At 67.9% G+C, this 22,788-nt stretch carries 26 protein-coding genes and 1 tRNA gene; 17 read left to right on the top strand and 10 right to left on the bottom strand.

What is annotated here, in order from left to right; all coding sequences use genetic code 11:
• Window positions 1-2,616, bottom strand: a complete 2,616-nt coding sequence (locus H074_RS15515; RefSeq protein WP_007030995.1) for a putative bifunctional diguanylate cyclase/phosphodiesterase — start codon at window positions 2,614-2,616, stop codon at window positions 1-3.
• A 280-nt stretch (window positions 2,617-2,896) separates the two neighbouring features.
• Between H074_RS15515 and H074_RS15510 the strand changes: the two genes are divergently transcribed.
• The 6 genes from H074_RS15510 (at window position 2,897) to H074_RS15490 (ending at window position 9,318) form a co-directional block, all read left to right on the top strand.
• Complete coding sequence (locus H074_RS15510; protein ID WP_007030994.1) at window positions 2,897-3,844, top strand: GNAT family N-acetyltransferase; 948 nt, start codon at window positions 2,897-2,899, stop codon at window positions 3,842-3,844.
• Between the two features lie 29 nt (window positions 3,845-3,873).
• Entirely contained in the window at window positions 3,874-4,722 is an 849-nt protein-coding gene (locus H074_RS15505; protein ID WP_039922453.1) for an SAM-dependent methyltransferase, read from the top strand.
• Between the two features lie 169 nt (window positions 4,723-4,891).
• A complete protein-coding gene (lon, locus tag H074_RS15500) occupies window positions 4,892-7,294 on the top strand; it encodes an endopeptidase La (protein WP_007030992.1) in 2,403 nt (800 codons plus the stop codon).
• 190 nt (window positions 7,295-7,484) lie between these two features.
• Window positions 7,485-7,661, top strand: a complete 177-nt coding sequence (locus H074_RS39295; RefSeq protein WP_235096771.1) for a hypothetical protein — start codon at window positions 7,485-7,487, stop codon at window positions 7,659-7,661.
• Between the two features lie 17 nt (window positions 7,662-7,678).
• Window positions 7,679-8,161 carry a helix-turn-helix domain-containing protein gene (locus H074_RS15495; protein WP_039922452.1) on the top strand — a complete coding sequence of 161 codons (483 nt, stop codon included), beginning with the start codon at window positions 7,679-7,681 and terminating at the stop codon, window positions 8,159-8,161.
• Window positions 8,158-9,318, top strand: coding sequence for an alkaline phosphatase PhoX (locus H074_RS15490; RefSeq protein WP_007030990.1), 1,161 nt, complete (start codon window positions 8,158-8,160; stop codon window positions 9,316-9,318). Before H074_RS15495 ends, H074_RS15490 begins: the two co-directional genes overlap by 4 nt.
• A gap of 40 nt (window positions 9,319-9,358) precedes the next feature.
• Here the strand turns inward: H074_RS15490 and H074_RS15485 are convergent, their stop codons facing one another.
• On the bottom strand, window positions 9,359-10,009 hold the full coding sequence (locus tag H074_RS15485) for a DedA family protein (protein WP_007030989.1): 651 nt from the start codon (window positions 10,007-10,009) through the stop codon (window positions 9,359-9,361).
• Window positions 10,010-10,144: 135 nt separating this feature from the next.
• On the opposite strand from H074_RS15485, the gene H074_RS15480 reads away from it, so the two are divergent.
• From H074_RS15480 to H074_RS15465, 4 genes are read left to right on the top strand one after another with little or no spacing between them, the layout of a single operon-like run.
• Window positions 10,145-11,296 (top strand): sensor histidine kinase, encoded by a 1,152-nt coding sequence (locus H074_RS15480; protein WP_235096770.1) that lies wholly within the window; start codon window positions 10,145-10,147, stop codon window positions 11,294-11,296.
• On the top strand, window positions 11,287-11,931 hold the full coding sequence (locus tag H074_RS15475) for a response regulator transcription factor (RefSeq protein WP_039922451.1): 645 nt from the start codon (window positions 11,287-11,289) through the stop codon (window positions 11,929-11,931). The genes H074_RS15480 and H074_RS15475 overlap by 10 nt, the downstream gene beginning before the upstream one ends.
• 43 nt (window positions 11,932-11,974) lie before the next feature.
• Window positions 11,975-12,265 carry an ArsR/SmtB family transcription factor gene (locus H074_RS15470; RefSeq protein ID WP_007030986.1) on the top strand — a complete coding sequence of 97 codons (291 nt, stop codon included), beginning with the start codon at window positions 11,975-11,977 and terminating at the stop codon, window positions 12,263-12,265.
• A complete protein-coding gene (locus H074_RS15465; RefSeq protein ID WP_007030985.1) occupies window positions 12,262-12,651 on the top strand; it encodes a VOC family protein in 390 nt (129 codons plus the stop codon). Before H074_RS15470 ends, H074_RS15465 begins: the two co-directional genes overlap by 4 nt.
• Before the next feature lie 129 nt (window positions 12,652-12,780).
• On the opposite strand, the gene H074_RS15460 is transcribed toward H074_RS15465, so the two are convergent.
• Window positions 12,781-13,161 (bottom strand): VOC family protein, encoded by a 381-nt coding sequence (locus H074_RS15460; protein WP_007030984.1) that lies wholly within the window; start codon window positions 13,159-13,161, stop codon window positions 12,781-12,783.
• 46 nt (window positions 13,162-13,207) lie between these two features.
• Complete coding sequence (locus H074_RS40745) at window positions 13,208-13,351, bottom strand: hypothetical protein (protein WP_158633258.1); 144 nt, start codon at window positions 13,349-13,351, stop codon at window positions 13,208-13,210.
• A gap of 97 nt (window positions 13,352-13,448) precedes the next feature.
• Between H074_RS40745 and H074_RS15455 the strand changes: the two genes are divergently transcribed.
• Entirely contained in the window at window positions 13,449-14,087 is a 639-nt protein-coding gene (locus H074_RS15455; RefSeq protein WP_007030983.1) for a TetR/AcrR family transcriptional regulator, read from the top strand.
• A 39-nt stretch (window positions 14,088-14,126) separates the two neighbouring features.
• On the top strand, window positions 14,127-15,341 hold the full coding sequence (locus tag H074_RS15450) for a DUF4241 domain-containing protein (protein WP_039922448.1): 1,215 nt from the start codon (window positions 14,127-14,129) through the stop codon (window positions 15,339-15,341).
• A gap of 170 nt (window positions 15,342-15,511) precedes the next feature.
• On the opposite strand, the gene H074_RS15445 is transcribed toward H074_RS15450, so the two are convergent.
• Entirely contained in the window at window positions 15,512-16,027 is a 516-nt protein-coding gene (locus tag H074_RS15445) for a GNAT family N-acetyltransferase (RefSeq protein WP_039922587.1), read from the bottom strand.
• 40 nt (window positions 16,028-16,067) lie between these two features.
• On the opposite strand from H074_RS15445, the gene H074_RS15440 reads away from it, so the two are divergent.
• Window positions 16,068-16,637 carry a dihydrofolate reductase family protein gene (locus H074_RS15440; RefSeq protein ID WP_007030980.1) on the top strand — a complete coding sequence of 190 codons (570 nt, stop codon included), beginning with the start codon at window positions 16,068-16,070 and terminating at the stop codon, window positions 16,635-16,637.
• Here H074_RS15440 and H074_RS42055 read toward each other — a convergent pair.
• A complete protein-coding gene (locus H074_RS42055) occupies window positions 16,616-16,738 on the bottom strand; it encodes a hypothetical protein (RefSeq protein ID WP_268744763.1) in 123 nt (40 codons plus the stop codon). The two genes, H074_RS15440 and H074_RS42055, sit on opposite strands and share 22 nt — an antisense overlap.
• On the opposite strand from H074_RS42055, the gene H074_RS15435 reads away from it, so the two are divergent.
• Both H074_RS15435 and H074_RS15430 read left to right on the top strand, forming a co-directional pair.
• Entirely contained in the window at window positions 16,737-17,108 is a 372-nt protein-coding gene (locus H074_RS15435) for a hypothetical protein (RefSeq protein WP_007030979.1), read from the top strand. The genes H074_RS42055 and H074_RS15435 overlap by 2 nt on opposite strands.
• A gap of 60 nt (window positions 17,109-17,168) precedes the next feature.
• Window positions 17,169-17,930, top strand: coding sequence for a class I SAM-dependent DNA methyltransferase (locus tag H074_RS15430; RefSeq protein WP_007030978.1), 762 nt, complete (start codon window positions 17,169-17,171; stop codon window positions 17,928-17,930).
• Window positions 17,931-17,934: 4 nt separating this feature from the next.
• Here H074_RS15430 and H074_RS15425 read toward each other — a convergent pair whose 3' ends face one another.
• The 3 genes from H074_RS15425 to H074_RS15415 all read right to left on the bottom strand — a co-directional run bounded on the left by H074_RS15425 (window position 17,935) and on the right by H074_RS15415 (window position 20,061).
• On the bottom strand, window positions 17,935-19,317 hold the full coding sequence (locus H074_RS15425) for an MFS transporter (protein WP_007030977.1): 1,383 nt from the start codon (window positions 19,315-19,317) through the stop codon (window positions 17,935-17,937).
• The gene (locus H074_RS15420; RefSeq protein ID WP_235096769.1) at window positions 19,314-19,886 is read right to left on the bottom strand and encodes a TetR/AcrR family transcriptional regulator; all 573 of its coding nucleotides are present in this window, start codon (window positions 19,884-19,886) and stop codon (window positions 19,314-19,316) included. Before H074_RS15420 ends, H074_RS15425 begins: the two co-directional genes overlap by 4 nt.
• A gap of 93 nt (window positions 19,887-19,979) precedes the next feature.
• A tRNA-Tyr gene (locus H074_RS15415) sits at window positions 19,980-20,061 on the bottom strand.
• 119 nt (window positions 20,062-20,180) lie between these two features.
• Between H074_RS15415 and H074_RS15410 the strand changes: the two genes are divergently transcribed.
• Entirely contained in the window at window positions 20,181-20,672 is a 492-nt protein-coding gene (locus tag H074_RS15410) for a YajQ family cyclic di-GMP-binding protein (protein WP_007030975.1), read from the top strand.
• A 54-nt stretch (window positions 20,673-20,726) separates the two neighbouring features.
• Here H074_RS15410 and H074_RS15405 read toward each other — a convergent pair whose 3' ends face one another.
• Window positions 20,727-21,410 (bottom strand): hypothetical protein, encoded by a 684-nt coding sequence (locus H074_RS15405; RefSeq protein WP_007030974.1) that lies wholly within the window; start codon window positions 21,408-21,410, stop codon window positions 20,727-20,729.
• Between the two features lie 184 nt (window positions 21,411-21,594).
• Between H074_RS15405 and H074_RS15400 the strand changes: the two genes are divergently transcribed.
• Window positions 21,595-22,743: a sialidase family protein gene (locus H074_RS15400; RefSeq protein ID WP_007030973.1), complete on the top strand. Its 1,149-nt coding sequence runs from the start codon at window positions 21,595-21,597 to the stop codon at window positions 22,741-22,743.
• The last annotated feature ends 45 nt before the right edge of the window (window positions 22,744-22,788 follow it).

Genomic DNA, 22,788 nt, shown 5'->3' with positions numbered 1-22,788 from the left:
TCAGGTCAGCAGGGTCAAGACGGTCTCGGAGTGCCGACCGGGCGAACGCGCCGTGCGCGCCTGCAGCCAAGCCTCCAGCCGGTCCTCCGGCAGCGGCCGCGAGATGAGGTAGCCCTGCGCCACGTCACAGCCCATCGCCTCGAGCTGATCCCGCGCGACGTCCTCCTCGACACCCTCCGCCACGACCGTGAGGCCGAGCGAGTGGCCAAGTTCGACGATGGAGCGCACGACGGCGAGGTCGCCGAGGTCGGTGCCCATGCCGAGGACGAAGCTCTTGTCGATCTTGACCTGGTCGACCGGTAGCTGCCGCAGGTACGCCAGCGACGAGTAGCCGGTGCCGAAGTCGTCGACGGCGAGCACGATGCCCAGCGAATGCAGCTCCCGCAGGATCGGCAGCGCCTTCTGCGGATCGGACATCACACCGGACTCGGTCAGCTCGAAGGTGAGCAGTTCCGGCGGGATGCCGAAGCGGTCGAGTTCGCGCGCGACCTTCGTCGGGAAGTCCTCGTCGGCCAGGTTCCGCACCGACAGGTTCACCGCGGCGGAGATGCGCAGGCCTTCGTCGAGCCATTTCCGCACGCGCTTCAACGACTCTTCGAGCACGAACGACGTCAGGACACCGATGAGGCCGGCGGCTTCGATCGCCGGGACGAACTCGTCCGGGCCGAGCCTGCCGAACTCCGGATGCACCCAGCGAACGAGCGCCTCGACGCCTTGGATCTGCCGGTTCGGCAAGGTGATCTTCGGCTGGTAGTGGACGCTCAGCTGGCCTTCTTCCAGCGACTGCCGGAACTGCGTGACCATCTGGAACCGGCGCATGAAGATCTGGCCCATGCTGGCCATGTAGCCGCGGACCTCTTCACCGCCCTTGGTCGCGCGGACGGCGACGTCGGCGCGCTGCAGGAGCCCGTCGACGTCGACCTGGTCGTCGTCTTCCGCCGACGAGGTGGCGTAGCCGATCATCGCGTTGGCTTCGACGGAGAGCCGGTCCACCGGGTACGGGGCGACGAGTTCCGCGCGGAGCAGTTCCGCGGCGGCCTGAGCGCGTTCCGGCGCGCAGCCGACGAGGAGCGCCGCGAAGGACGCGCCTTCCAGCCTCGCGAGGGGGACGTCTGGGCCGAGCGCGTCGCGGATCCGGCGGCCCGCGGCGATGACCATCCGGTCGGCCCACACGTAACCGAGGGCGTCGCTGACGGTGGAGAAGACGTCCAGGTCGATCCGGAGCACGACCGCGTCGACCTGTTCCCGTAACGGTTCCTTGGCGACCTGGCGGAAGCCCGGCCGGTTGAGCAGGCCGGTCAGCGGATCGTGGTACGCGTCGTGGCGCAAGGTCGCGAGCAGGCGCCGGTTGTCCAGCGAGGTCGCGAGGTGGCTGGCCATCGTGCCGAGCAGTTGGACGTCGTACTTGCCGAACCCACGCCAGCGGGACAGCCTGTCGTGCGCTTCGACGACGCCGAGGAGTTGGTTCGCGCTGCGCAGAGGGACGACCAGCGCCTCCTGCGCACCTCGGTCGAGCAACGCGGAACGGACGTCGGGATTGGCTTCGGTGATCCGGAAGTGCCGTACGTGGGCGCCGGGCAGGCGCAGCAGCGGGTCGTCGGCGGCCGGGTCGACGGGCGGCAGTTCGTCGCCCGCGACGACCATCCGCATGGTGTCCTTCGGTTCCAGCCGCAGCCTGAGCACGACCCGGCCGGCGGCCAGCTGATCCTTGATGCGTTCGGCGATGGTCGCCCACTCGCGGACGTCCACGCCGCCGACGAGGTCGTCGGCCCGCCCGGCGGGCCGCGCGGCGGCCTGCTGTCCGGATCGCGCGACCATCAGGCTGACGTCGGACAGCGCTTCCATGTCGCGCTGCTCGCGGAGCAGATCGGAGTACGCCCAGTACAACGCGGTGAGTCCGAGGAAGACCGCCAGCACGAGCGGCCAGGCCTTCGGCGTACCGGAAATGACCAAATAACCGGAAAGACCGACCGAGGCGTTGACGAAGCCGACGACGAGGATGCGGCCGGTCAGCCGGATCGCGGTGCTGACCCGCATGCGACGGCGCAGCACGCGGACGGCGGCGAGCGCGAGCAGCGTGCTGACCAGCGGTGCGGTCAAAGTGCCCGCCAGCGCGGCGATCCAGGTCATGTCGTGGGCACCGGAGGCCTGTTTCACCAGTCCTGCCACGGCGAACGCGCCGGTGATCTCCAGCAGGAAGGCGCCGGCGTTGTAGAGGACGCGGCCCGCGACCTTACGGGCCAGCAGTGTTCCGATGCCCGCCGCGAGATGCGCGGCGAGCACGACTTCGAAGGGAGCGACGAAGAATCCGATGACCAGCGGGATCTCGGTGAACGAGATGGTCCACGAGATGCCGCTGCGGACGTCGACGTTGATGCCGAGTTGTTCGGCGAGCAGGAACGCGAGCGCGAGGATCGGCCCGATCCACAGCAGATCGTCCGAGGCCTCGAAGTCCAGCCAGAGGCTGACCGCGGCCGCTGCGGCGATGCCCATGGTGAGTACCGCGAAGGTGTAGACGCGGAACCGTCGCTCGTCGGTACGAGCCTCCGTAACGGCGCCTCCCTTGCCCGCTGCCGCCTGTGCGGCGCTCCCGGGCCTGCCGTTCGTGTCCGGCATCCGACCTTCCTTCCCGGCTGCCCAACCGGTCTTGTCCTACCGCGACCTCGGGGACGAGGGCAATACAGTACCCCGGAGGGCGTACCCAAGTCCCATTCGAGACAGTATGAGATCACCCCAGGGTTAACAATGGGCGCGTCGCGCTGACCTGCGTGGACCAAGGGGTGAAATGGGAGCGTTATTCGCGTTCCTTCCGACTACCGGAAGTCACCTGACGCCACACCCCGGCCAATCTCGTGAAGTTCCCGGCGGACCCGTCGGTAGGGGCTTGAATAGCCCTATGAATAGCCACGCCATCGCCGCCGGGCACGCCGAGCGGCTCGCCACCGTGGACGCCCTGCTCCCTGAAATGCCTGCACTGGAGCCTGTCGAGGGCGCCGTGTCACTCTCCGCGACAGAAGGCGACTCGGCCGCCGCCGGATTGTCGGTACGGACCGAAGCGGGTCCTGATTCTGTTGACTCTCCGTGGCGGGCCCTCGTCGAACATCGCCTCGAAGCCCGGCTCACCGGCCCCCGCCCGGAAGCGGCCTTTGACGCATTACTCACCCGATGGGATGAACATCTGAAGACCGTCGCTCCACCTGGGGATGTCGAGACGGCGGCGACCGTGGTGCGGCCCAGCCGGGACTCCCCCGGCTCGGCCGAATTGCTGCGCCGCGGATTCGCGCCGGTGCTGGTGATCGCGGTCCGCCCGGCCGACCGGCTCGCCGTGACGGGGCCGCCCGCCACTCCCGGAGTGCACATCCGCCCCGCCGAAGCGGATGATCTCGAAACCGCCGTCGGACTCGAACTGGAATTGCAGCGATATGACGCGCAGTTCGGTTCTGTCACTTTGCGCGAGGGCGCGGAGGAAACGATCGCCGCGGACCTGTCGAAACACCTGGGCCGGGAAAATCCGACGTTGTGGATCGCCGAGCTGTACGGACGTCCACTGGGCATGGTGCGGGTGCAGTTCCCCGGTGAGACGGCGTGGATCGGCGGCCGGGTCGCGGCCGACCGGGTCGGCTACCTGTCGTCGCTGGCGGTGGCCGAACCCGCGCGATCGAGCGGGGTGGGGACGGCGCTCGCCGCGCACGCGCACCAGGTCTTCGACGAATGCGGCACCGAAGCCGTGCTGCTGCACCACGCTCTGGCCAATCCGCGCTCGACGCCGTTCTGGTACGCGCAGGGCTACCGGCCGCTCTGGACGTACTGGCAGCGACGACCGGCGGTGCACGGATCCCGATAGGCTCATTCACAGATGATCAGGGGGTTTCTGTGACGAGGGACGATGACGCGGCCCCGGTGGCGCCGACCGGGGTCGACACCGAAAAGCCGTCCGCGGCGAGGATCTACGACTGGTTCCTGGGCGGGACCCACAACTGGGCGGTGGACCGCGAGTTCGCCCGCGCGCTGGAACGGCAGTGGCGGTGGGTCAAACCGGGCGCGCGGCACAACCGCGAGTTCATGAACCGTGTCGTGCGCGCGGCGCTGAACGCGGGGATCCGGCAGTTCATCGATCTGGGTTCCGGTGTCCCGACCGCCGGGAACGTGCACGAGATCGTCCAGGAGGAGCTTGAGCCGGGCGACACCGCGAAGGTGGTGTACGTCGACTACGAGCCGGTGGCGGTGGCGCACGCGGAGCTGATCCTCGAACGACACGAGGCGACCGACTGGGCCGGGATCGTCCACGCGGACATGCGGCGGCCGAAGGACGTCCTGCGGCATCCGGAGACCCTGCGGCTGATCGATTTCGACCAGCCGGTGTGCCTGATGATGATGGCCGTCCTGCATTTCGCCGGACCACACGACGATCCGCCCGCGCTGGTCGCGACCTACCGGAACGCGCTCGCGCCGGGCAGTTGGCTGGGGCTGTCGCACATGAGCTTCGGCGGCCAGACCGGCGAGGACGCCGACGGGCTCCACTGGATGGTCGAGCAGTACCGGAAGACGAGCAACCCGGTGTGGATGCGAGATCGCGAAGAGATCGAGCCGCTCTTCGGGGACTGGCCGCTGCTGGAACCCGGCGTCGTCCACCTGCCCGACTGGCGGCCCGTGCGGGAGCTGCGTCGAGACGAGGAAGGCGCCCGGCCGTTCGCCTGGTGCGGAGTCTCCGTCCACCCCTGACCCCTCCGATCTCTGATCCCGACGCGTCGCCTTTAGGGGGCTAACCGTGACGCTTTGGGGCGCAGAGGTCGGAGGGGTAGGTGATCGCTGACGGCGAACGTGGAAAGGAAACAAACGGGTCGATCGGAGAGTTGAGCTAGGCAGACTCAACTAACCGAGGAGTGCACAGATGACCGACAACCGCCTCCTGCCCGTCCTCCCGCTCGATGACGACGTCGTGCTGCCGGGCATGATCGTCCCGCTCGACCTCGCCGACACGGAGACGCGCGCCGCGGTGGAGTCCGCCCAGGCCAACACGCCTGCCCAGGCTTCCTTCCCGGGGATCCGGTCCAGCGCCGCCACCAAGGCCGAGGTGCTGATCGTCCCCCGCGTCCACGGCGAGTACACCGAACTCGGCACCATCGCCACCGTCGAGCGCATCGGGCGCGTGCCCGGCGGCAAGACCGCGGTATTGCTGCGCGGCACCCGCCGTGCCGTCGTCGGCCGCATCGCCGATGGTCCTGGCGCCGCGCGCTGGGTGCACGCCGAGGTCGCCACCGAGACCACCGACGAGAACTCCGCGAAACTCGCGTCCGAGTACAAGTCCGTCGTCATCGCGATCCTCCAGCAGCGTGGCGGCTGGCAGATGATCGACGCCGTCCAGGAGGTCGAGGACCCGTCCGCGGTCGCCGACCTGGCGGGCAACTCGTCGTACCTCAAGACCGAGCAGAAGCTCGAGCTGCTCTCCGCCCTCGATGTTTCGACACGGCTCGAAAAGGCCCTCGAATGGAGCCGCGAACAGCTGGCCGAACTCGAGGTCACCGACACCATTCGCAAGGACGTCCAGGAGGGCATGGAGAAGCAGCAGAAGGAGTTCCTGCTGCGCCGCCAGCTCGAAGCCATCCGCAAGGAGCTCGGCGAACTCGACGGCACGGCCAACGACGACGACTACCGCGCCCGTGTCGAGGCCGCCGAGCTCCCGGACGCCGTCAAGAAGGCCGCGCTGTCCGAAGTGGACAAACTGGAGCGGACCTCCGACCAGTCCCCCGAGGGCGGCTGGATCCGGACGTGGCTGGACACCGTCCTCGAACTGCCGTGGAACGAGCGCACCACCGACGTCCACGACATCGCCGCGGCGCGCGACATCCTTGACGCCGACCACGCCGGTCTCGACGACGTGAAGGAACGCATCATCGAGTACCTGGCCGTGCGCAAGCGTCGCGCGGAGTCGGGGCTCGGCCCGGTCGGCGGCCGCCGTTCGGGCGCGGTACTGGCGCTCGCCGGTCCTCCCGGGGTCGGTAAGACGTCGCTCGGCGAGTCCGTGGCGAAGGCGATGGGCCGCAAGTTCGTCCGGGTTGCCCTCGGTGGCATCCGCGACGAGGCCGAGATCCGCGGCCACCGACGCACCTACGTCGGCGCGCTGCCCGGCCGGATCGTCCGCGCCATCAAGGAAGCGGGCTCGATGAACCCGGTCGTGCTGCTCGACGAGATCGACAAGGTCGGCGCCGACTACCGCGGCGACCCGACGGCCGCGCTGCTGGAGGTGCTGGACCCGGAGCAGAACCACACGTTCCGCGACCACTACCTCGAGGTCGAACTGGACCTGTCCGACGTCGTGTTCCTGGCGACGGCGAACGCGCTCGAGACCATCCCCGGCCCGCTGCTGGACCGGATGGAGCTGGTCACTCTCGACGGCTACACCGAGCACGAGAAGGTCACCATCGCCCGCGACCACCTGCTCCCCCGCGAGCTGGATCGCGCCGGTCTCGGCAAGGACGACGTCACGCTGACCGACGGCGCGTTCAGCCGCATCGCCGCCGAGTACACGCGGGAAGCCGGGGTGCGCAACGCGAACCGGACCATCGCGAAGGTGCTGCGGAAGGTGGCGACCAAGGTGGCGCTCGGCGAGGTCGAGCTGCCGCTGACGATCGACGCCGACGGGCTCGAGATCTACCTCGGCCGCCCACGGCACCTGCCTGAGTCGTCGCTGCCCGCGTCGACGCAGCGCACGTCGACCCCCGGCGTGGCGACCGGACTGGCGGTGACCGGCGCCGGCGGTGACGTCCTCTACATCGAGGCGTCGCTGGCGGATCCGGAGTCCGGCTCGACCGGGCTGCAGCTGACCGGCCAGCTGGGCGAGGTGATGAAGGAGTCGGTGCAGATCGCGTTGTCGTACCTGCGCTCGCACGGCGCGGAGCTGGAACTTCCGGTCGGCGACCTGAAGGACCGCGGCATCCACGTGCACGTCCCCGCGGGCGCGGTGCCCAAGGACGGGCCGAGCGCCGGCATCACGATGACGACGGCGCTGGCGTCCCTGCTTTCGGGCCGGGTCGTGAAATCGGACGTCGCGATGACCGGTGAGGTGTCGCTGACCGGGCGCGTGCTGCCGATCGGCGGGGTCAAGCAGAAGCTGCTGGCCGCGCACCGGGCGGGGATGAAGACGGTGATCATCCCGCAGCGCAACGAGCCCGATCTGGACGACGTCCCGGCCGAAGTGCTGGCACAGCTGGACGTCCACGCCGTGGCGAACGTCCGCGACGTGCTGGACATCGCGCTGGCGCCGGCGACGGCTCCGGTCGCCCAAGCGGCGTAACGGCGCGAGGCCGAAGCCCCGGATCCCGCCAAGGGTCCGGGGCTTTCGGCTTTTCGAGATCCGGACGAACCCGGACATTGACTCACCTTAAACTCCCTATCACGTTTTGATAACGTGTATTGCGTGCCACCCAGCCGGGGTGCGTGATCCTTGAGAGGGCAAGGTCATGAATCAAGGAATTCTTTCCCCGTTGCGACCGAGGCGCAGGTGCGTTTCGGCCGGTCAGATCGTCTGCCTGAGCATTCTCACCGGATTCACCGCGGCGCTGACCTTCGCCGGTACCAGTGCCTCGATCGCCGCGGGGATCGCCATAGCCCTGTTCGGCGCCGTTCTCCGTCACCCGGTGCCCGCCAGGGCGCCCCGATGAACACGGAATCGGAATTCATGGCGCGGCTGCGCGAACTCCGCGACCGGAGCGGCCTCAGCATCCGCGCGCTGGCCGCCGCGACCGGTTGGTCCCGCAGCACCTTGGCCGACATGCTGGCCCGGAACACCTTGCCCGGCAACGAAAACCAGATGCGAGTCCTGTTGCGCGCCCTGCTCCGGGCGGTCACTGACGAGCCGGGGATCGACGAGTATCTCGCCGACTGGCGTCACCTGATCGGACGTCGTCATCACCGCAATGGCGGATGCGCGCCGCTCGACCGGATACTCGTCGCCCTGGAAATCGCCGCGCAACGCGGCGGAGCCGAAGCACCTGGCCTTCGCAAAGCGAAAGAAATAGTGCTGAGTGAGGGTTCCCTACGAAAGTTCCCTCCTCACGGTGAATACGCCGCGAATTCACCTGGAAGTCCCGTTCCACCCGTACTCTCCGACCCGCTCCTTCCCGCACCACCACATCAGCGGATGTCTCGGAGGCACGAGTGAAGCGACGGAATTTCCTGCGCGCGGCCGTGGTCGGCGCCGGTGTCACGGCGTTCGGAAACAGGCTCTCGGGGGCGGCTCTCGCCGCGCCCGCCCAGAACGGACCCAGCCCGTACGGCGCGCTCCAAGCGGCCGACTCGAACGGGATCCAGCTGCCGACGGGATTCACCAGCCGCGTCATCGCGAGGTCCGGCCAGCAGGTCGCGAACACCGGGTACACCTGGCACAGCGCCCCGGACGGCGGCGCGGTGTTCGCCGACGGGAGTGGCTGGATCTATGTGTCGAATTCGGAGATCACCCCCGGCGGCGGCGCGAGCGCGGTCAAATTCGACGCGAGCGGGAACATCACCGGCGCCCACCGCGTCCTGGCGAACACGCGCCAGAACTGCGCGGGCGGCAAGACTCCTTGGAACACCTGGCTTTCCTGTGAGGAGATCGATCTCGGGTTCGTCTACGAGTGCCAGCCGAACGGTCCGGCCACGGCCGCCGTCCAGCGGCCCGCGATGGGGAAGTTCAAGCACGAGGCCGCGGCGGCCGACCCCGTACGGAAGGTCGTCTACCTGACCGAGGACACCTCGGACGGCTGTTTCTACCGCTTCGTCCCGACGACCTGGGGCGACCTGTCCGCCGGGACGCTGCAGGTACTGAAGGCGGGCACGGCGACCTCGGGCAGCTTCACGTGGGCGAACGTGCCCGACCCCGACGGCTCCCCTACCGCCACCCGCAACCAGGTGTCCGGCGCGAAGCGCTTCAACGGCGGCGAAGGGCTGCACTACGCCAACGACACCGCGTGGTTCACCACGAAGGGCGACAACCGCGTCTGGCAGCTCAACCTGACGAACAGCACCTACGAGCTGGCTTACGACGACTCGCTGGTCAGCCCCGGCTCGGCGCCGCTGACCGGGGTCGACAACGTCACCGGGACCTCGTCGGGTGACCTGTACGTCGCCGAAGACGGCGGCAACATGGAGATCTGCATCATCACGCCGAACGACATCGTGGCGCCGTTCCTGCGGATCAACGGCCAGAGCTCGTCGGAGATCTGCGGTCCCGCGTTCACCCCGGCGGGTAACCGGCTGTACTTCTCGTCGCAGCGCGGCACCTCCGGTTCGTCCTCCGGCGGGATCACCTACGAGGTGACCGGCCCCTTCCGATCCTGAGACAAAGCGTGCGGGCGCCCGGTCCGGGCGCCCGCACGACTCAGGCGTCGGTGCGGGACTTTTCCCGCAGCCGGTTCACCACGAAGAGGGTCAGGGCGACCGCGACGGCGGCGATCACGAAGTACTGGAAGAACCCGGCGTACTCCTCGACCAGGTGCCAGCTCTCCCCGAGGCCGTAGCCCGCCAGTACGAACACCGTGTTCCAGATCAGGCTGCCCAGCGTGGTCAAGGCCAGGAACCGCCAGAACGGCATGCGTTCGATCCCGGCGGGCAAGGAGATGAGGCTGCGGAAGATCGGCACCATCCTGCCGAAGAACACCGCCTTGGTGCCGTGCTTCTGGAACCACGCTTCGGTCTTGTCGAAGTCGGAGGCCTTGACCAGCGGGATCTTCCCCATCCAGCGGCGTGTGCGATCGCGGCCCAGCAGCAGGCCCAGGTAATACACGATGATCGCGCCCGCGACCGATCCGAAAGTCGTCCACACCAGCGCTTCCACCAGCGTGAACGTGCCCTGGCTGGCGGAGAACCCGGCTAGCGGGAGCACCAGTTCGCTGGGGATCGGCGGGAACAGGTTGTCCAGGCCGACGATGATCGCGGCTCCCGGACCGCCCAGCGCGTCCATCAATGAGACCGCCCACCCGGCGAGTCCTCCCATCGGTTCGCTGGCGGTTTGGGCGAGGAGGAGGTTCATGGCGGCCTTTCGTGGTCGTCTGCGGTTGTCAACGAACGTACGAATCACCCGGGTTCCGCACCCTGGGGTGAAGCGGCACAGATCACTGAGGAAAACCGCAATACCGATCTTCGGATACCCCGCTAACCTGGCGTTATGCCTGTTCCGGCAGCGATGCGCCGCTACCTGCGCAAAGCGCTCCGCGGCACGCTGGGCCTGGCGATCGGCGCCATGACAGCGTTCGCGGAGTTCTTCTACGTCCTCTTCGGCGGCATCGCGCTCACGATTCCCGCGCTGCGGCGGCCCGTCTTCACCGGCGCCCGCGTACTGTCCGAAGTGGAACGGCGACGGCTGGAGAAGTACCTCGGTGACGAGAACGCCACGGACTACACCGGACGCCGCGCGATGGCCTATCTCGTTCCGCGGTGCGTCATCGGACTGCTCAGTGCCGGAGTCTTCGTCCTGATCCTGTTGGGCACCGGATCCGGCGTGATCATCGCCTACCAGCTTCTCAACGGTCAGTCCCCCGGAGGCGGGGCACCGGCCGACTGGTACGACCCCGTCACCACCGCGCTCTTCGGCGCGCTGCTCGTTTTCCTCTCCCTGCAAGGGCTTCTCGGGGCCGCGACGCTGGACCGCAAGCTGGCGAGGCACTTCTTCGGGCCCAGCAAGAAGGAACGGTTACGCCGCCGGGTCTCCGAACTCGCCACCAGCCGGGCCGAGGTGGTCGAGGCGGTCAACGGTGAGCGCCGCCGGATCGAACGGGACCTGCACGACGGCGTCCAGCAGCGTCTCGTCGCACTCGGGATGCTGCTCGGCCGCGCGCGGCGGGCAGCCGATCCGGAACACGCGTCGGATCTGCTCCGGCAAGCGCATGAGGAATCCCAGCGTGCTCTCGTGGACCTGCGCGAGGTCTCGTGGCGGGTGTATCCGATCGCGCTGGACACGGACGGGCTGCACCCCGCGCTGGAAGCGCTCGCGGAACGTTCCGGCGTACCGGTCCACCTGCGCGTCGACCTGCCGGAACGGCCGCCGGCGGCCATCGAGACCGTCGTCTACTTCGTCGCGTCCGAGGCGGTCACCAATACGATCAAGCACGCCGCGGCGACGCGGATCGACATCGAGGCCGAGCGGGACGGGGACAGGGTGCGGGTGCGGATCACCGATGACGGCACGGGCGGGGCGCGGGAGTCCGGTGGTGGTCTTTCCGGCCTCGCGATGCGCGTCGCGGCCGCGGACGGAGAGTTCACTGTGGACAGTCCGCTCGGCGGTCCGACCGTGGTGACGGCGGTGCTGCCGTGCGAGTGATCCTCGCCGAGGACTCGACCCTGCTGCGCGAGGGACTGGTCCGGTTGCTGGTCGAAGAGGGGCACGAGGTCGTGGCGTCGGTCGGCGATGGCGACGCGCTCCTCTCGACGACGGCCGCTTATCGGCCGGACGTGATCGTCACCGACGTCCGCATGCCACCTACCCACACCGACGAGGGCCTGCGCGCGGCGCTCGAGATCCGGAAACGCTGGCCGGGGATCGGGGTCCTGGTGCTCTCGCAGTACGTCGAGAAGCGCTACGCCGCCGAGTTGATCACCGGCGACGGAGAACGCGTCGGCTATCTCCTGAAGGACCGGGTCGCCCAGGTGGGCGAATTCCTCGACGCGCTCGACCGGGTCGCCGCGGGCGGGGCGGCGTTCGATCCGGAGGTGGTCCGGCGGTTGCTCGCGCGGACCACGCACACCGATCCACTCGCGAAACTGACCGTCCGCGAGCGTGAAGTGCTGGAGAAAATGGCACAGGGCCACACGAACGCCGGAATCGCCGGGTCGCTGTACGTGTCTCAGAGCTCCGTCGAGAAGCACGTGAACGCCATCTTCGACAAGCTCGGACTGGCCAACACCGCCGGCTACAGCCGTCGCGTCCTGGCGATCCTGCGTTACCTCGGGTCCTGACCGCGAGTTGACAGGCAAGCGACGACTTGCCTATAACTGGGCCGTGGACGGCGACCTGTTCAAGGCGATCGGCGACGCGACGCGACGCACCATCCTGGACGAGCTGACCGAAAAGGACGGTCAGACCCTGTTCGAGATCTGCGGCAGGTTGACCATGAAGCATGGCCTGTCCTCCTCGCGGCAGGCCATCTCGCAGCATCTCGCGACCCTCGAACAGGCGGGCCTGGTGCACACCCGGCGTCAGGGCCGCTACAAGTTCCACCACATCGACACGAGCCCGCTGCGGTCGATCGTCGAGCGGTGGCCCATCGACCGAGAGGAACCGAACCCGTGATCCGGATCAACATCACCAGCGTCTTCGTCGACGACCAGGCCAAGGCACTGGACTTCTACACCGAAAAGCTGGGGTTCATCAAGAAACACGACGTGCCCACCGGAGGCGCCAGCTGGCTCACCGTGGTCTCCCCCGCCGACCCCGACGGCGTCGAACTGCTGCTGGAACCGGACGGGCACCCCGCGGCGAAGCCGTTCAAGAAGGCGCTGGCAGGTGACGGTATCCCGTTCACCCAGTTCGCTGTCGACGACGTGCACGCCGAGGTCGAGCGGCTCAAGGGGCTGGGCGTCGAGTTCACCCAGGACGCCGTCGACATGGGCCCCGTGGTCACCGCCGTCTTCGACGACACCTGCGGCAACCTGATCCAGCTCGCCACGATGAAGTAGGCCCGCGACGAAAGCGACATGGCCGGGGATCGTGAGTGGTAAGGACGGTTAGAACCGTCTTTACCACTCACGAGCAACGGAAAAGCGGGGCTCGGTTCACTGTGGACCGAGCCCCGCTTCGGCGTTTCCTTACTGCTGCACCCATTCCACGAGTTCCACCGGAACACCGTTCGGGTCGGTGACCATGAAGAGGCGCTCTCCCCACGGCTCTTCCCGCAACGGCAACGTGATCTCGACGCCTTCGTCGCGCAGGCGCTTCTCCTCGACTTCGAGGTTTTCGACCGTGAAGGCCACGATCACGCCGGAAGCGCGCTGCTGCCGCAGGTTCTCCGGCAGGACCTCGATCCCCGCCTGAAGCAGAACGATGGCCACCTTCGCGGTTTCGTGCCCGAGGGAGACGAAACCCTCCGCTGCCATCTGCTCGGTGAAGCCGAAGTGCTCGGTGAAGAAACGGCTGGAGGCGGCGACGTCGTCGACGGTCAGCGAGATGGTGGAGGCAAGGACGTTCATGGGTTATCCCCTTCGGTCGGCGGTGAGTTTCGGATGAGCTGATCGGTCAGTACGACCGGCGGCGCGGGACGCCGATGGAGCGGCGCACCGGCATCGAGCGGCCGGGGAACGGCTGCTGATGGCGTCGGTCGTTCCGGCGAGCCTGCGCACGGTTGGTGCCTTCGTTGCCTTGGGGGATTCGAGCGGTCAAGGAGCCTCTTCTCTCACTGATCGGTAGTACGGACGTAAGTTTACATCCGACGCACTGGAAGTCAAGGATACTTTTACGACGGTGGTAAACTTCGTTCATGACCAGCGCGGATGTGGGCTTACGAGAGCTCAAGAAGCAGGAGACACGACAGCTGATCTCCGACCAGGCGACGCTGCTCTTCATCGAGAAGGGCTTCGAGGAGACGACGATCGCCGAGATCGCCGCGGCGGCCAGAGTCGCGAAGAAGACCGTCACCAACTACTTCGCACGCAAAGAAGACCTGGCACTGGACCAGCACGAGGAGTTCACGCACGGGCTGGCGAACGCCGTCCGCGACCGGAAGCCGGGTGAGTCGGCGCTGGCCGCGCTACGGCGCACCTTCCTGGACGCGGTGGCGGAGCACTCGCCCGTGATCGGCTTCACCGGACCGGTCTTCGCGAAAATGGTGCTGGAGAGCCCCACCCTGACCGCACGACTGCGTGAACTGCACGAACTGCGCGAAGCGGCGCTCGCCGAACTGCTCGCGACCGAGACCGGAGCCGACGCGGACGACGTCACCCCGGTCATGGCCGCGGCCGAGCTCAACGCGATCGACCGCGTCCTCTTCCGCGAGGTCCTCCGGCGCTCGCACGCGGGCGAGAGCAACGACGAAATCGCCGAAGCGCTGACGAAGGCGACCCAGCGGGCTTTCGAGTTGTTGGAACCGGCCTTCGGCGACTACGCGATACGCGAATAGCCCTGGGTTTTGTCGGGGGTTCCCGCTAGGTTCCGCTCCATGCCTGAGGGGACTTTGCTGGACGTCGTCTACTGCGAGGGCTGGGATCCGGCCGCTCGCGCGCTGACCGGGCGGCTCTCACCCGGCGCCGCGCGGGAACGCGACGCCGCCGGAGAGCAGTACGCCGTCGCGCTGGTGCGTCCCGGCACCGATGCGCCGTCGGTGCTGCTCGAAATCGCCTGGAAGCATCGCTTCGCCCGCTCAGTGCAGTTCGATGGGCAGGGCAGGCGTCGCGGTTTGTTCGAGTACCGCGTACTCGAAGACGACGCACTGTTCCTCATCAAAGTCGAGCAGTGGACCTATCGGTTCGACGACCAGGAGGAGTTCGACAAGAAGAGCGCCGGCCACCTGGAAATGTCCTTCGGCCCGGATGGCAAGGGCTGGATGCATCAGGCGCCACAGGGTTACGGCGGTGGCTCCAGCAGTGGCCAGGTGCGCAAGCAGGTGTCCGAGCTGACCATGCCGAAGCCCGCCTTCGGTGACTGGGAGGCTCTCGCGAACTCGGGGCCGCTGACCCTCCGGACCCCGGATGCCCCCGACACCGATCCGCCGCTGCCCGCCGACGAGCGCCCCTGGCGGCCGTCCGTGCCGCTGCGACCTTCCGGCATGGACGAGATGTTCACCTCGGGCACACGCTTCTCGCTGAGCGGCGACCACGGCCTCGTCGAGGTCGAACTCCGGGACGCCGGGAAACTCCGCATGCCCAGCGGCAGGCTCGTCGCGGCGGACCCCGCCTTCCTGGACGGGGACGCGGAGCACTTCACGGTCACCGTGCCTCCCGGCGAGTACCAGGTCGAGGTCTCCGTGATCCGATTCGTCGACGAACCGGCCCACGAACGGGTCGCGGCCGCCAAACTCGTCGTCGCCGACGTTCCCGTCGCCAGCTGGGAAACCGCGCTCTGGCCCGGGCAGAACGCGCTTTTCCTCGGGGACGGGGAGTTCTACGGCTACGGCGTGGACAGCGGCACGGGCTGTTTCGCCGACGCCGCCGCCCTCCCCGAGGAGATGGACGACGACCTCCTGGAGAAGTTCGAGGAGGTGGACCCGCACATCGATGTCACCCCGGACGGAGCCGACGGCAACATCATCGCGTTCACCACCGGCTGGGGAGACGGCAGCTACCCGACCTGGATCGGCCGGGCGGCCGACGGCACGCCGGTCTGCTTCATCACCGACATGCTGGTCCTCAACCGTGCCCAGGTTCTCACGGCCTGAGCGGGCCGGCCTTCGAGTTCGACGGAACGCATTTCCCGGAAGTTCCGCAATATCCAAGCGGGACAACGCAAAGTCGCCCTGGTCGTCGACGACCTGGTCTCGCTCGACCCGTTCATCGCCCGCGGCGTCCGGAGCTACGGCGAGGCGTGGTACCCGTCGAGGCGCGCGGTTCACGTCGAGACGTAGAGGAGCATGTCCTTCGGGATGCCACCGATCTCGTGATGAGCGGGCAGCGACCGTTCGTACCGGTAGCCCGCTTTCTCGGCCGCGCGAAAAGAACCGCGGTTCCATGGCTCGATGTACAGCTCGATCCGCTCGACGCCCGGGACGGTCCAGGCGAATTCGGTGATGGCCTTGAGCGCGTCCGTCGCGTAGCCGCGGCGCCGATGCCGGGGCGAGATCGAATAGCCCACGATCCCGATGCCTTCTGACAGCTTTCGCAGCCAGAGACCGATCGTGCCGACGGCGGTTTCGTCAGCGACGATCACGAAGGGGAAGCCCCGCCCCTCGGCCTGTCGGCTCCGCTGTCGCCGCACCCATTCCTCGGCTTCCCGCCGGGTCGGCCGCGCCGGAAGGCTGCCGATGAGCGGAATATAGGGGTCTTCGCCGAGTTCGAGGGCAAGCCGGACATCGGCTTCGGTGAACTCGCGGAGGACGACGGATCCGTGGGCGGTCGGCTCGGTCATCGGCCCATTCTTGTCGGAGGCCGACGGTACGGTCGGGTCCATGCGGGAGCTGATCGTCACCGAGAACTGCACCATCGACGGCGTCATCGAGCTGGCGCGCGACTGGTTCAGCCCGGGCGACACCGATCCGGACATGGATCAGTCGGACGTCATGGCCGCGCTCCGGGAACAACGTGAAAACGCCGACGCGTTCCTCCTCGGACGCGTCACCTTCGAAGACATGCGCGGGTACTGGCCGAAGCAGACCGACGACACGACAGGCATTTCGGCTTATCTCAACGCAGTGAACAAGTACGTGGTCTCGAGCACGCTGACGGAGCCGGAGTGGGAGAACACGACGGTGCTCTCCGCTGATCTGCGTTCGGAGATCGAGAACCTGAAGGCCGCCGAAGGCAAGGACATCGTGACGACCGGCAGCATCTCCCTGGTGCGGGCGCTCATCGCCGAGGGCCTCGTCGACGAGTACCGGCTGTTCGTCTATCCCGTCGTGGTCGGCGAAGGCCGTCGGCTGTTCGAGGGCGCCACTGGCGTTCCGAAGCTGCGGTTGGTGGAGGAGCGGACTTTCGCGTCGGGGATCGTGCTGCTGCGCTACCGGGCCGCGGCGAACTGACGCTTCACCGGGTCGCGCGGCGGGAATTCCCTGCTCACCGGCCGCTCGGTAGGGTCGTACTCCGGTTCGGCGACGGGGAACACGACGGAGGTGGCGGTCATGGTCGACGCGTCGAAGTTCACGGCCGAGGTGTTCCGCCGCGCGGCGGAACGGCCCGAGGTCCCGCCGCGGCTGGCCCGTGCCGCGGACTGCGTCCGGGACGGCAAGTTCAGCTGGGAGGAGGTCGCCACCGGGAACTGCGAGCACCCGCTCGCGCAGGCGCTGTTCGCGCCGAGAGCCCAGGAGAAGCTGTGGCCGCTGTTGGCCGAGGTCGCCGTGGAACTCGAGTCGGCGCCCACGCAGGCCGAACCCCGGCGCGCGCGAAAAGCACCTTCGACGGACGACGACTTCAGCGAGTACACCTACCTTGAAGACCTGGCCGAACCGAACACGCATCCGGCGTGGCCGCAAAGGCCGGACCGCGGACGGTAACGCCTCGCCGGGCGAAAACAGGATGAGAAGCGCACGGCCGCGGGCGTAGCGTCGGCGACCGTGATCGGTGAGACGGGCACGGGAGACGACCCGGCGGACGGCTGGTTCCCCGAGAGTGTGGCCGCGGGCTATGACGCGCCGGGAGGCGCGAACGCGCCAGAAGTGGTGGCGCCCGTGGTGGACGTCCTCGAAGACCTGGCCGACGGCCCGGTGCTCGAGTTCGCCGTCGGGACGGGGCGGATCGCGATCCCCCTGGCCGCACGCGGCGTGCCGGTGGACGGCATCGAACTGAGCCGGGCGATGGCGGAGCGGATCGCGAGCAAGCCGGGCGGCGACGCGGTCGAGGTCACGATCGGCGACATGACGAAAACGCGGGTGGCCGGCGAATTCTCGCTGGTCTATCTGGTGTTCAACACGATCGGCAACGTGACCACCCAGGACGGTCAGGTCGACGTCTTCCGCAACGCGGCCGCCCACCTGCGGCCGGGCGGGCTGTTCCTGATCGAGGTGGGCCTGCCGGACCTGCGCCGCTTGCCGCCCGGGCAGGACATCGTCCCGTTCGCGATGGCGCCTGGCTATGTCGGGTTCGACCAGTACGACGTGGTCACACAGCAGTTCACGTCGAACCACGTCACTGTGGCGCCGGATGGGCGGGGGCGGTTCCGCCGCATCCCCTTCCGGTATGCCTGGCCCGCCGAGATGGATCTCATGGCACGCATCGCCGGGATGCGCCTGAAGTACCGCTGGGCGGACTGGGACCGCTCGGAACTGACCGCCGAGAGCACCAAACACGTGTCGGTCTGGGAACGCGCACCGCGCTGACGGATCAGGACGATCTGTTCGTGGCGATGATGAGTGCGCTGACGACGAGTGGGGGCAATGCCCACAGTGCCGTCGTGAGGTAGCCGGTCCGGGTAGGGAGCAAGGCGCCGTCCGGAGTGGCTGCGGCGAGCAGCAAACCGGCGAGCGCGCTGCCCACGGCCATTCCGATGCTGCGGGCGATCTGGTTGATCGAGAGCACGCTGGCCGTTTCCCCTTGCGGCACACCGACCAGAACGAGCTTGGGCATCACCGCGAAGACACCTCCGACGGCGAAGCCGAGCAGGGCGATCGCGACGAGGACGAGGACGAGCGACCGATTGCCGACGGCGAACAACAGCGCACCGGCCACGGCGATCACGACCGAGAACGCGTACGTCCACCGTTCGGTGATGCGCGTGACGAGACGCGGAATCGCTTTTCCCGCGACGAACCCGAGCAGCGAGAACGGGATCAGTGCCGCACCCGCGGCGACACCGGGAAGCGCGAATCCGTAGTGGGCGCCGGCGGGAGTCTGCACGTAGCGGGTGAACAAGCTGAACAACAGGTACAGACCTGCCCCGGCCACGAGAATCGCCAGGTTCGCGCGGAAAATGGGACCTTGGCCGAGCAGCCGGAGGTTCACCAGCGGCACCGTCGTGCGCAGTTCGATGAACGCCCACACGGCCAGGACCGCGGCGGAACCGGCGAGAAGGCCACCGGCCAGCCACGCGGTCGCCCATATCGAGGGTTCGGCGATGATCAGGAGCACCCCGAGCGTGCCGAGAGCGAGGAGCAGGGCGCCGGGGACATCGATCCTGGGCAGCGCGCCGGGGGCCTCGACAGGCAGTGCCCGCCAGGCGATGACCAGCGCGACGGCGGACAGGAGGAAGCCGAATCCGTACGCGGCGCGCAGTCCGGCGAGCTGATCGAGAAGGCTGACCACCGGGTAGCCGACCCCGATGCCGACTGTCGATGCGACCGACAGCGCGGCGATCGTCGATGTCGAGCGGTCGGGTGGCAGGTGTGCGCGGGCGACGCTCATCAACAGCGCCCCGGCAGCGACCCCGAGCCCTTGCAGGCCGCGTCCGATCAACAGCGCCGCGTACGGAAGCGGGAGCACCGTCAACAACCCACCCGTCATGACCAGGGCCAGGGTGACCAGGATCGTGGCACGGCGATACGGGCCGCTGCCGAGCCTGCCCAGAACCGGACCCGCGATCGCGCCGCTGAACAGCGTCACGGTCAAGGTCCACTGCGCGGCGTCCAGGGATACGTGCATCCCCGTGGCGACCGGAGTGATGAGAGGTGCCCCGACGCTGCCGATCACCGCCCCCGACAACGCCGTGCACACCAGCGCGGCGCTCAGTCGCCCGGTCCGCTGGACGGAGACGTCCATGCGGGTGTTCATCGGTTCGTCTCGGTGGTGATGTGCGTGAACAGACCCGGCTGGATCCGGGTGCGGACCCCCTCGGCCCATGCGGCGTCGACCTCCTCGACGTCCATCGCGGCACCGGTGTTCAGCAGCATCCCGAAGGCGAGGAACGTCTTCACGGTCACCGGGTCGAGTCCGGTGCCGTTCTCGGCCGTGTCCCACAGCCGTGCGAAACACGACCGCACCGCGTCCCTCACCTCCGGATCGCCACACGCGGCGAAGCCCTGAAGCTGCAACAACAACCCGGTCCGATCGGCCAGCAGGTCGAAGTACTGGGCGCCCATCGCCGAGAGCGCCTTCAGGCCGGTCTCCCCCTCGCCCGCGTCTCGCATCCCGTCGCTGAGCCGCTCGAAAGCTGCCTGGACCAACTCCAGGAACAGGGCCTTCTTCGTCCCGAACATCCGGAAGACATACGCCTGCGTGATCCCCGCCGTCTTCGCGATCGCTTCCGTCGACGCCCCGTGCAACCCGTGCTCCGCGAACTCCTTCGCGGCGATGGCCAGCACCTGGGCACGTCGTTCGGTTCCGCTCATCCGTACAGCCATGAGACCAAGTTACTGGTTACTAACCACTAACTCGGTGTGTCCTGCACAACAAACGAAGCGGCCCCGTGACTTGGTCACGGGGCCGCTTCGGTGTGGCGAGTGAGGGATTCGAACCCCCGAAGGCAGTGCCGTCTGATTTACAGTCAGATCCCTTTGGCCGCTCGGGCAACTCGCCGTGGCCGGGTGTCCCCGGCCGAGACGAAAGAATACCCAATGCCGTGGCGGGCCGGTCAACCGGGTTCCGCAGGGCTAGGGTGGAAGCTCCTGACAAGCGAGTACGAGGTGTGAGAACACGTGGCGGATCCCTCTTTCGACGTGGTGAGCAAGGTCGATCGCCAGGAGGTGGACAACGCCCTGAACCAGGCCAGCAAGGAACTCGGTACACGGTTCGACTTCCGGGGTACCGGGACCAAGATCGACTGGTCCGGCGAGGAGGCGATCGCGATCGAGTCCGAGACCGAGGAGCGGGCGCTGGCGGCGGTCGAGGTGTTCAAGGAGAAGCTGATCAAGCGCGGCATCTCCCTGAAGGCCTTCGAGGCGGACGAGCCGGCGCTGTCCGGCAAGATCTACAAGATCGGCGGCAAGATCCTGCAGGGAATCGCGTCGGACAAGGCGAAGCAGATCGCCAAGTTCATCCGCGACGAGGGCCCCAAGGGTGTGCAGGCGCAGATCCAGGGTGACCAGCTGCGGGTGTCCGGCAAGAAGAAGGACCAGCTGCAGGACGTGATCGCCTTGCTGAAGGGCAAGGACTTCGAGATCGCGCTGCAGTTCACGAACTACCGCTGAGCGCGGAGACGACAAGGCCACCTTCGGGAGCTCCGAAGGTGGCCTTCGTCATGTCTACGACGCGGTGATCGTCCAGGTCCCGTCGCCTTCCAGCGACACGAAGGCCGGGCCGGTCACGGGCACGCTGCCCTTGTAGTCGCCGAGCTGGTTCACGGGAAGATCCGAGAAGTCGTCGCTGTGCACCCACACCGCGGTACGGCCGCTGTTCTTGGTGGTGACGGCGACCGACGAGATGCCGTCGGGCACGGCGAAGACCGCTTCGCTCTTGCCCGCCAGGGGTTTGCCCGGCTCGAGCACGGGCAGGGCGCTTTCGTCGGTGATGGTCAGCGTCCAGGCGGCGTTGGCCTTGACGGTGAACGTCTTCGCCTGATGACCGGGCATGTCGTTGATCCATTGCGTGCCCTTGTACGGGCCGATGTCGTTGACGATCAGCTCGTTCTCGGTGTTGACCGCGACGTGCCCGGAACACTTCGGGCAGTCGAAGGTCACGAAGCCGAGGCGCATCGGCCAGGCCATGGGGACCGACGCGTTCCCCTTCCCCGAGTGCTTCTCCTCCGGTTGCGGACCTGGCCGCGGGGTTGTGGTGGACGTCGGCGGCGCGGAGGTCCCCGAAGGCGGGCGCAGCCCTTCCGGGGCGGCCGCCTGCGGGACGACGCGCCCCATGTTCGGCGGCGAACAGGCCACCAGGCCCACGGTCAGCAGCGTGGCACCCAAGGCCGCGCACAAGCGCCTGATCACGTATTTCCCCCTAGTCGAACCCGTCATCGGATCTTCGTCGACCGATAGCCCAGCGTTACCGGACCACTCAGCCGAGCGATTCAGGCCACTCGGACGTGGGTTTCCGCCGCGACGCCTTCGCGGGAGCCCGAAAGGGGTAAAAGCCCGTGTTGTAATCCGGCGATCGCGTTCGAGGAAGGTCACGATGAAGCGCCGTTTCAGCTCCGCACTCGCCTTCGCGCTGTCACTCACGGTGATCGCGTCCCTGTTCACCTCCGCACAGGCCGCGGAGCGCCAACAGCTCGTGCCCGGCTACGGCTCGTACCCGCGGCTCATCCGCCTGGAGCATTCCTCGATCGGCCGCGGCCGCATCCTCGCGTCGCTGACCAGCGAAGACGCGAGCGGCAAGTTCACCCCGATCATGGAGAGCACCGACGAGGGCCAGAGCTTCCACAAGATCGGCGAGGTCCGCGACCGTGACGGCCGCTACGGCATGTGCTGCGGGACGCTGTACGAACTGCCGCAGCGGGTCGGCAGGCTTCGCGCGGGCACCTTGCTGTGGGCCGCGAGCTACCGTCAGGACGCCGGTCCGCAGCGGCGGATCGGCATCAAGATCTGGTACAGCCGCGACGCCGGCCGCACGTGGGCCTTCCTGTCCGAGGCAGCCCGCTCGCACAACCACGACGGCATCTGGGAGCCGGAGTTCGTCGTCGACGCGGGCGGCACGCTGTGGCTGCACTACGCCGACGAGACCGAGGCGCCGCAGTTCGCGCAGGTGATGAACCGGGTCGCCTCCACCGACGGGGTGAACTGGGGCACCAAGCAGCGCACGATGGCCATCCCGCCCCATCGGGTGCGGCCCGGGATGCCGATCATCCGCCGCCTCCCCGACGGCCGGTACTACCTGGCCTACGAGATCTGCAACTACCGCGACCGCTACTGCGATCCGTACTTCAAGATCTCCTCCGACGGCGCCAACTGGGGCGATCCCCTCGACCCCGGCACCCGCGTCACCACCGCCAGCGGCAACTACTTCCAGCACGCCCAGACGATCACGCTGTTCCCCGGCGGCCCGAACGGGGTGCGGCTGGTGATGGTCGGGCAGATCTACACCAACGCCGCCGGGGACCCGCAGGACAAGAACGGCCGGGTCCTGCTCGCCAACGACAACTTCGGCGCCGGGGACTGGTACGAACTGCCCGCGCCGGTGCACATCGTCGGGATCCACAACAACTTCTGCCCCAACTACAGCTCGACGTTGCTGCCGGTCGACGGCGGGAAGAACGTGTTGCAGATCTCCACCGAGTACAACCTCGGCTGCAAGGCGTATTTCGCGAAGGGTCCGGCGTTCTGAGCCACCCGGTAGTGTGAGATCCCGAGCGATCGGCTACGAAGCGGG

Source organism: Amycolatopsis decaplanina DSM 44594 (assembly GCF_000342005.1).
GTDB classification, from domain to species: domain Bacteria; phylum Actinomycetota; class Actinomycetes; order Mycobacteriales; family Pseudonocardiaceae; genus Amycolatopsis; species Amycolatopsis decaplanina.
This window is presented reverse-complemented; position numbering and strand designations above follow the sequence as displayed.

Coding starts and splice junctions, on each gene's coding strand:
- H074_RS15515 (WP_007030995.1), bottom strand. CDS start 2,616: ATGCCGGACACGAACGGCAGGCCCGGGAGCGCCGCACAGGCGGCAGCG.
- H074_RS15510 (WP_007030994.1), top strand. CDS start 2,897: ATGAATAGCCACGCCATCGCCGCCGGGCACGCCGAGCGGCTCGCCACC.
- lon (WP_007030992.1), top strand. CDS start 4,892: ATGACCGACAACCGCCTCCTGCCCGTCCTCCCGCTCGATGACGACGTC.
- H074_RS15495 (WP_039922452.1), top strand. CDS start 7,679: ATGGCGCGGCTGCGCGAACTCCGCGACCGGAGCGGCCTCAGCATCCGC.
- H074_RS15485 (WP_007030989.1), bottom strand. CDS start 10,009: ATGAACCTCCTCCTCGCCCAAACCGCCAGCGAACCGATGGGAGGACTC.
- H074_RS15480 (WP_235096770.1), top strand. CDS start 10,145: ATGCCTGTTCCGGCAGCGATGCGCCGCTACCTGCGCAAAGCGCTCCGC.
- H074_RS15460 (WP_007030984.1), bottom strand. CDS start 13,161: ATGAACGTCCTTGCCTCCACCATCTCGCTGACCGTCGACGACGTCGCC.
- H074_RS15455 (WP_007030983.1), top strand. CDS start 13,449: ATGACCAGCGCGGATGTGGGCTTACGAGAGCTCAAGAAGCAGGAGACA.
- H074_RS15450 (WP_039922448.1), top strand. CDS start 14,127: ATGCCTGAGGGGACTTTGCTGGACGTCGTCTACTGCGAGGGCTGGGAT.
- H074_RS15445 (WP_039922587.1), bottom strand. CDS start 16,027: ATGACCGAGCCGACCGCCCACGGATCCGTCGTCCTCCGCGAGTTCACC.
- H074_RS15440 (WP_007030980.1), top strand. CDS start 16,068: ATGCGGGAGCTGATCGTCACCGAGAACTGCACCATCGACGGCGTCATC.
- H074_RS15435 (WP_007030979.1), top strand. CDS start 16,737: ATGGTCGACGCGTCGAAGTTCACGGCCGAGGTGTTCCGCCGCGCGGCG.
- H074_RS42055 (WP_268744763.1), bottom strand. CDS start 16,738: ATGACCGCCACCTCCGTCGTGTTCCCCGTCGCCGAACCGGAGTACGAC.
- H074_RS15425 (WP_007030977.1), bottom strand. CDS start 19,317: ATGAACACCCGCATGGACGTCTCCGTCCAGCGGACCGGGCGACTGAGC.
- H074_RS15420 (WP_235096769.1), bottom strand. CDS start 19,886: ATGGCTGTACGGATGAGCGGAACCGAACGACGTGCCCAGGTGCTGGCC.
- H074_RS15400 (WP_007030973.1), top strand. CDS start 21,595: ATGAAGCGCCGTTTCAGCTCCGCACTCGCCTTCGCGCTGTCACTCACG.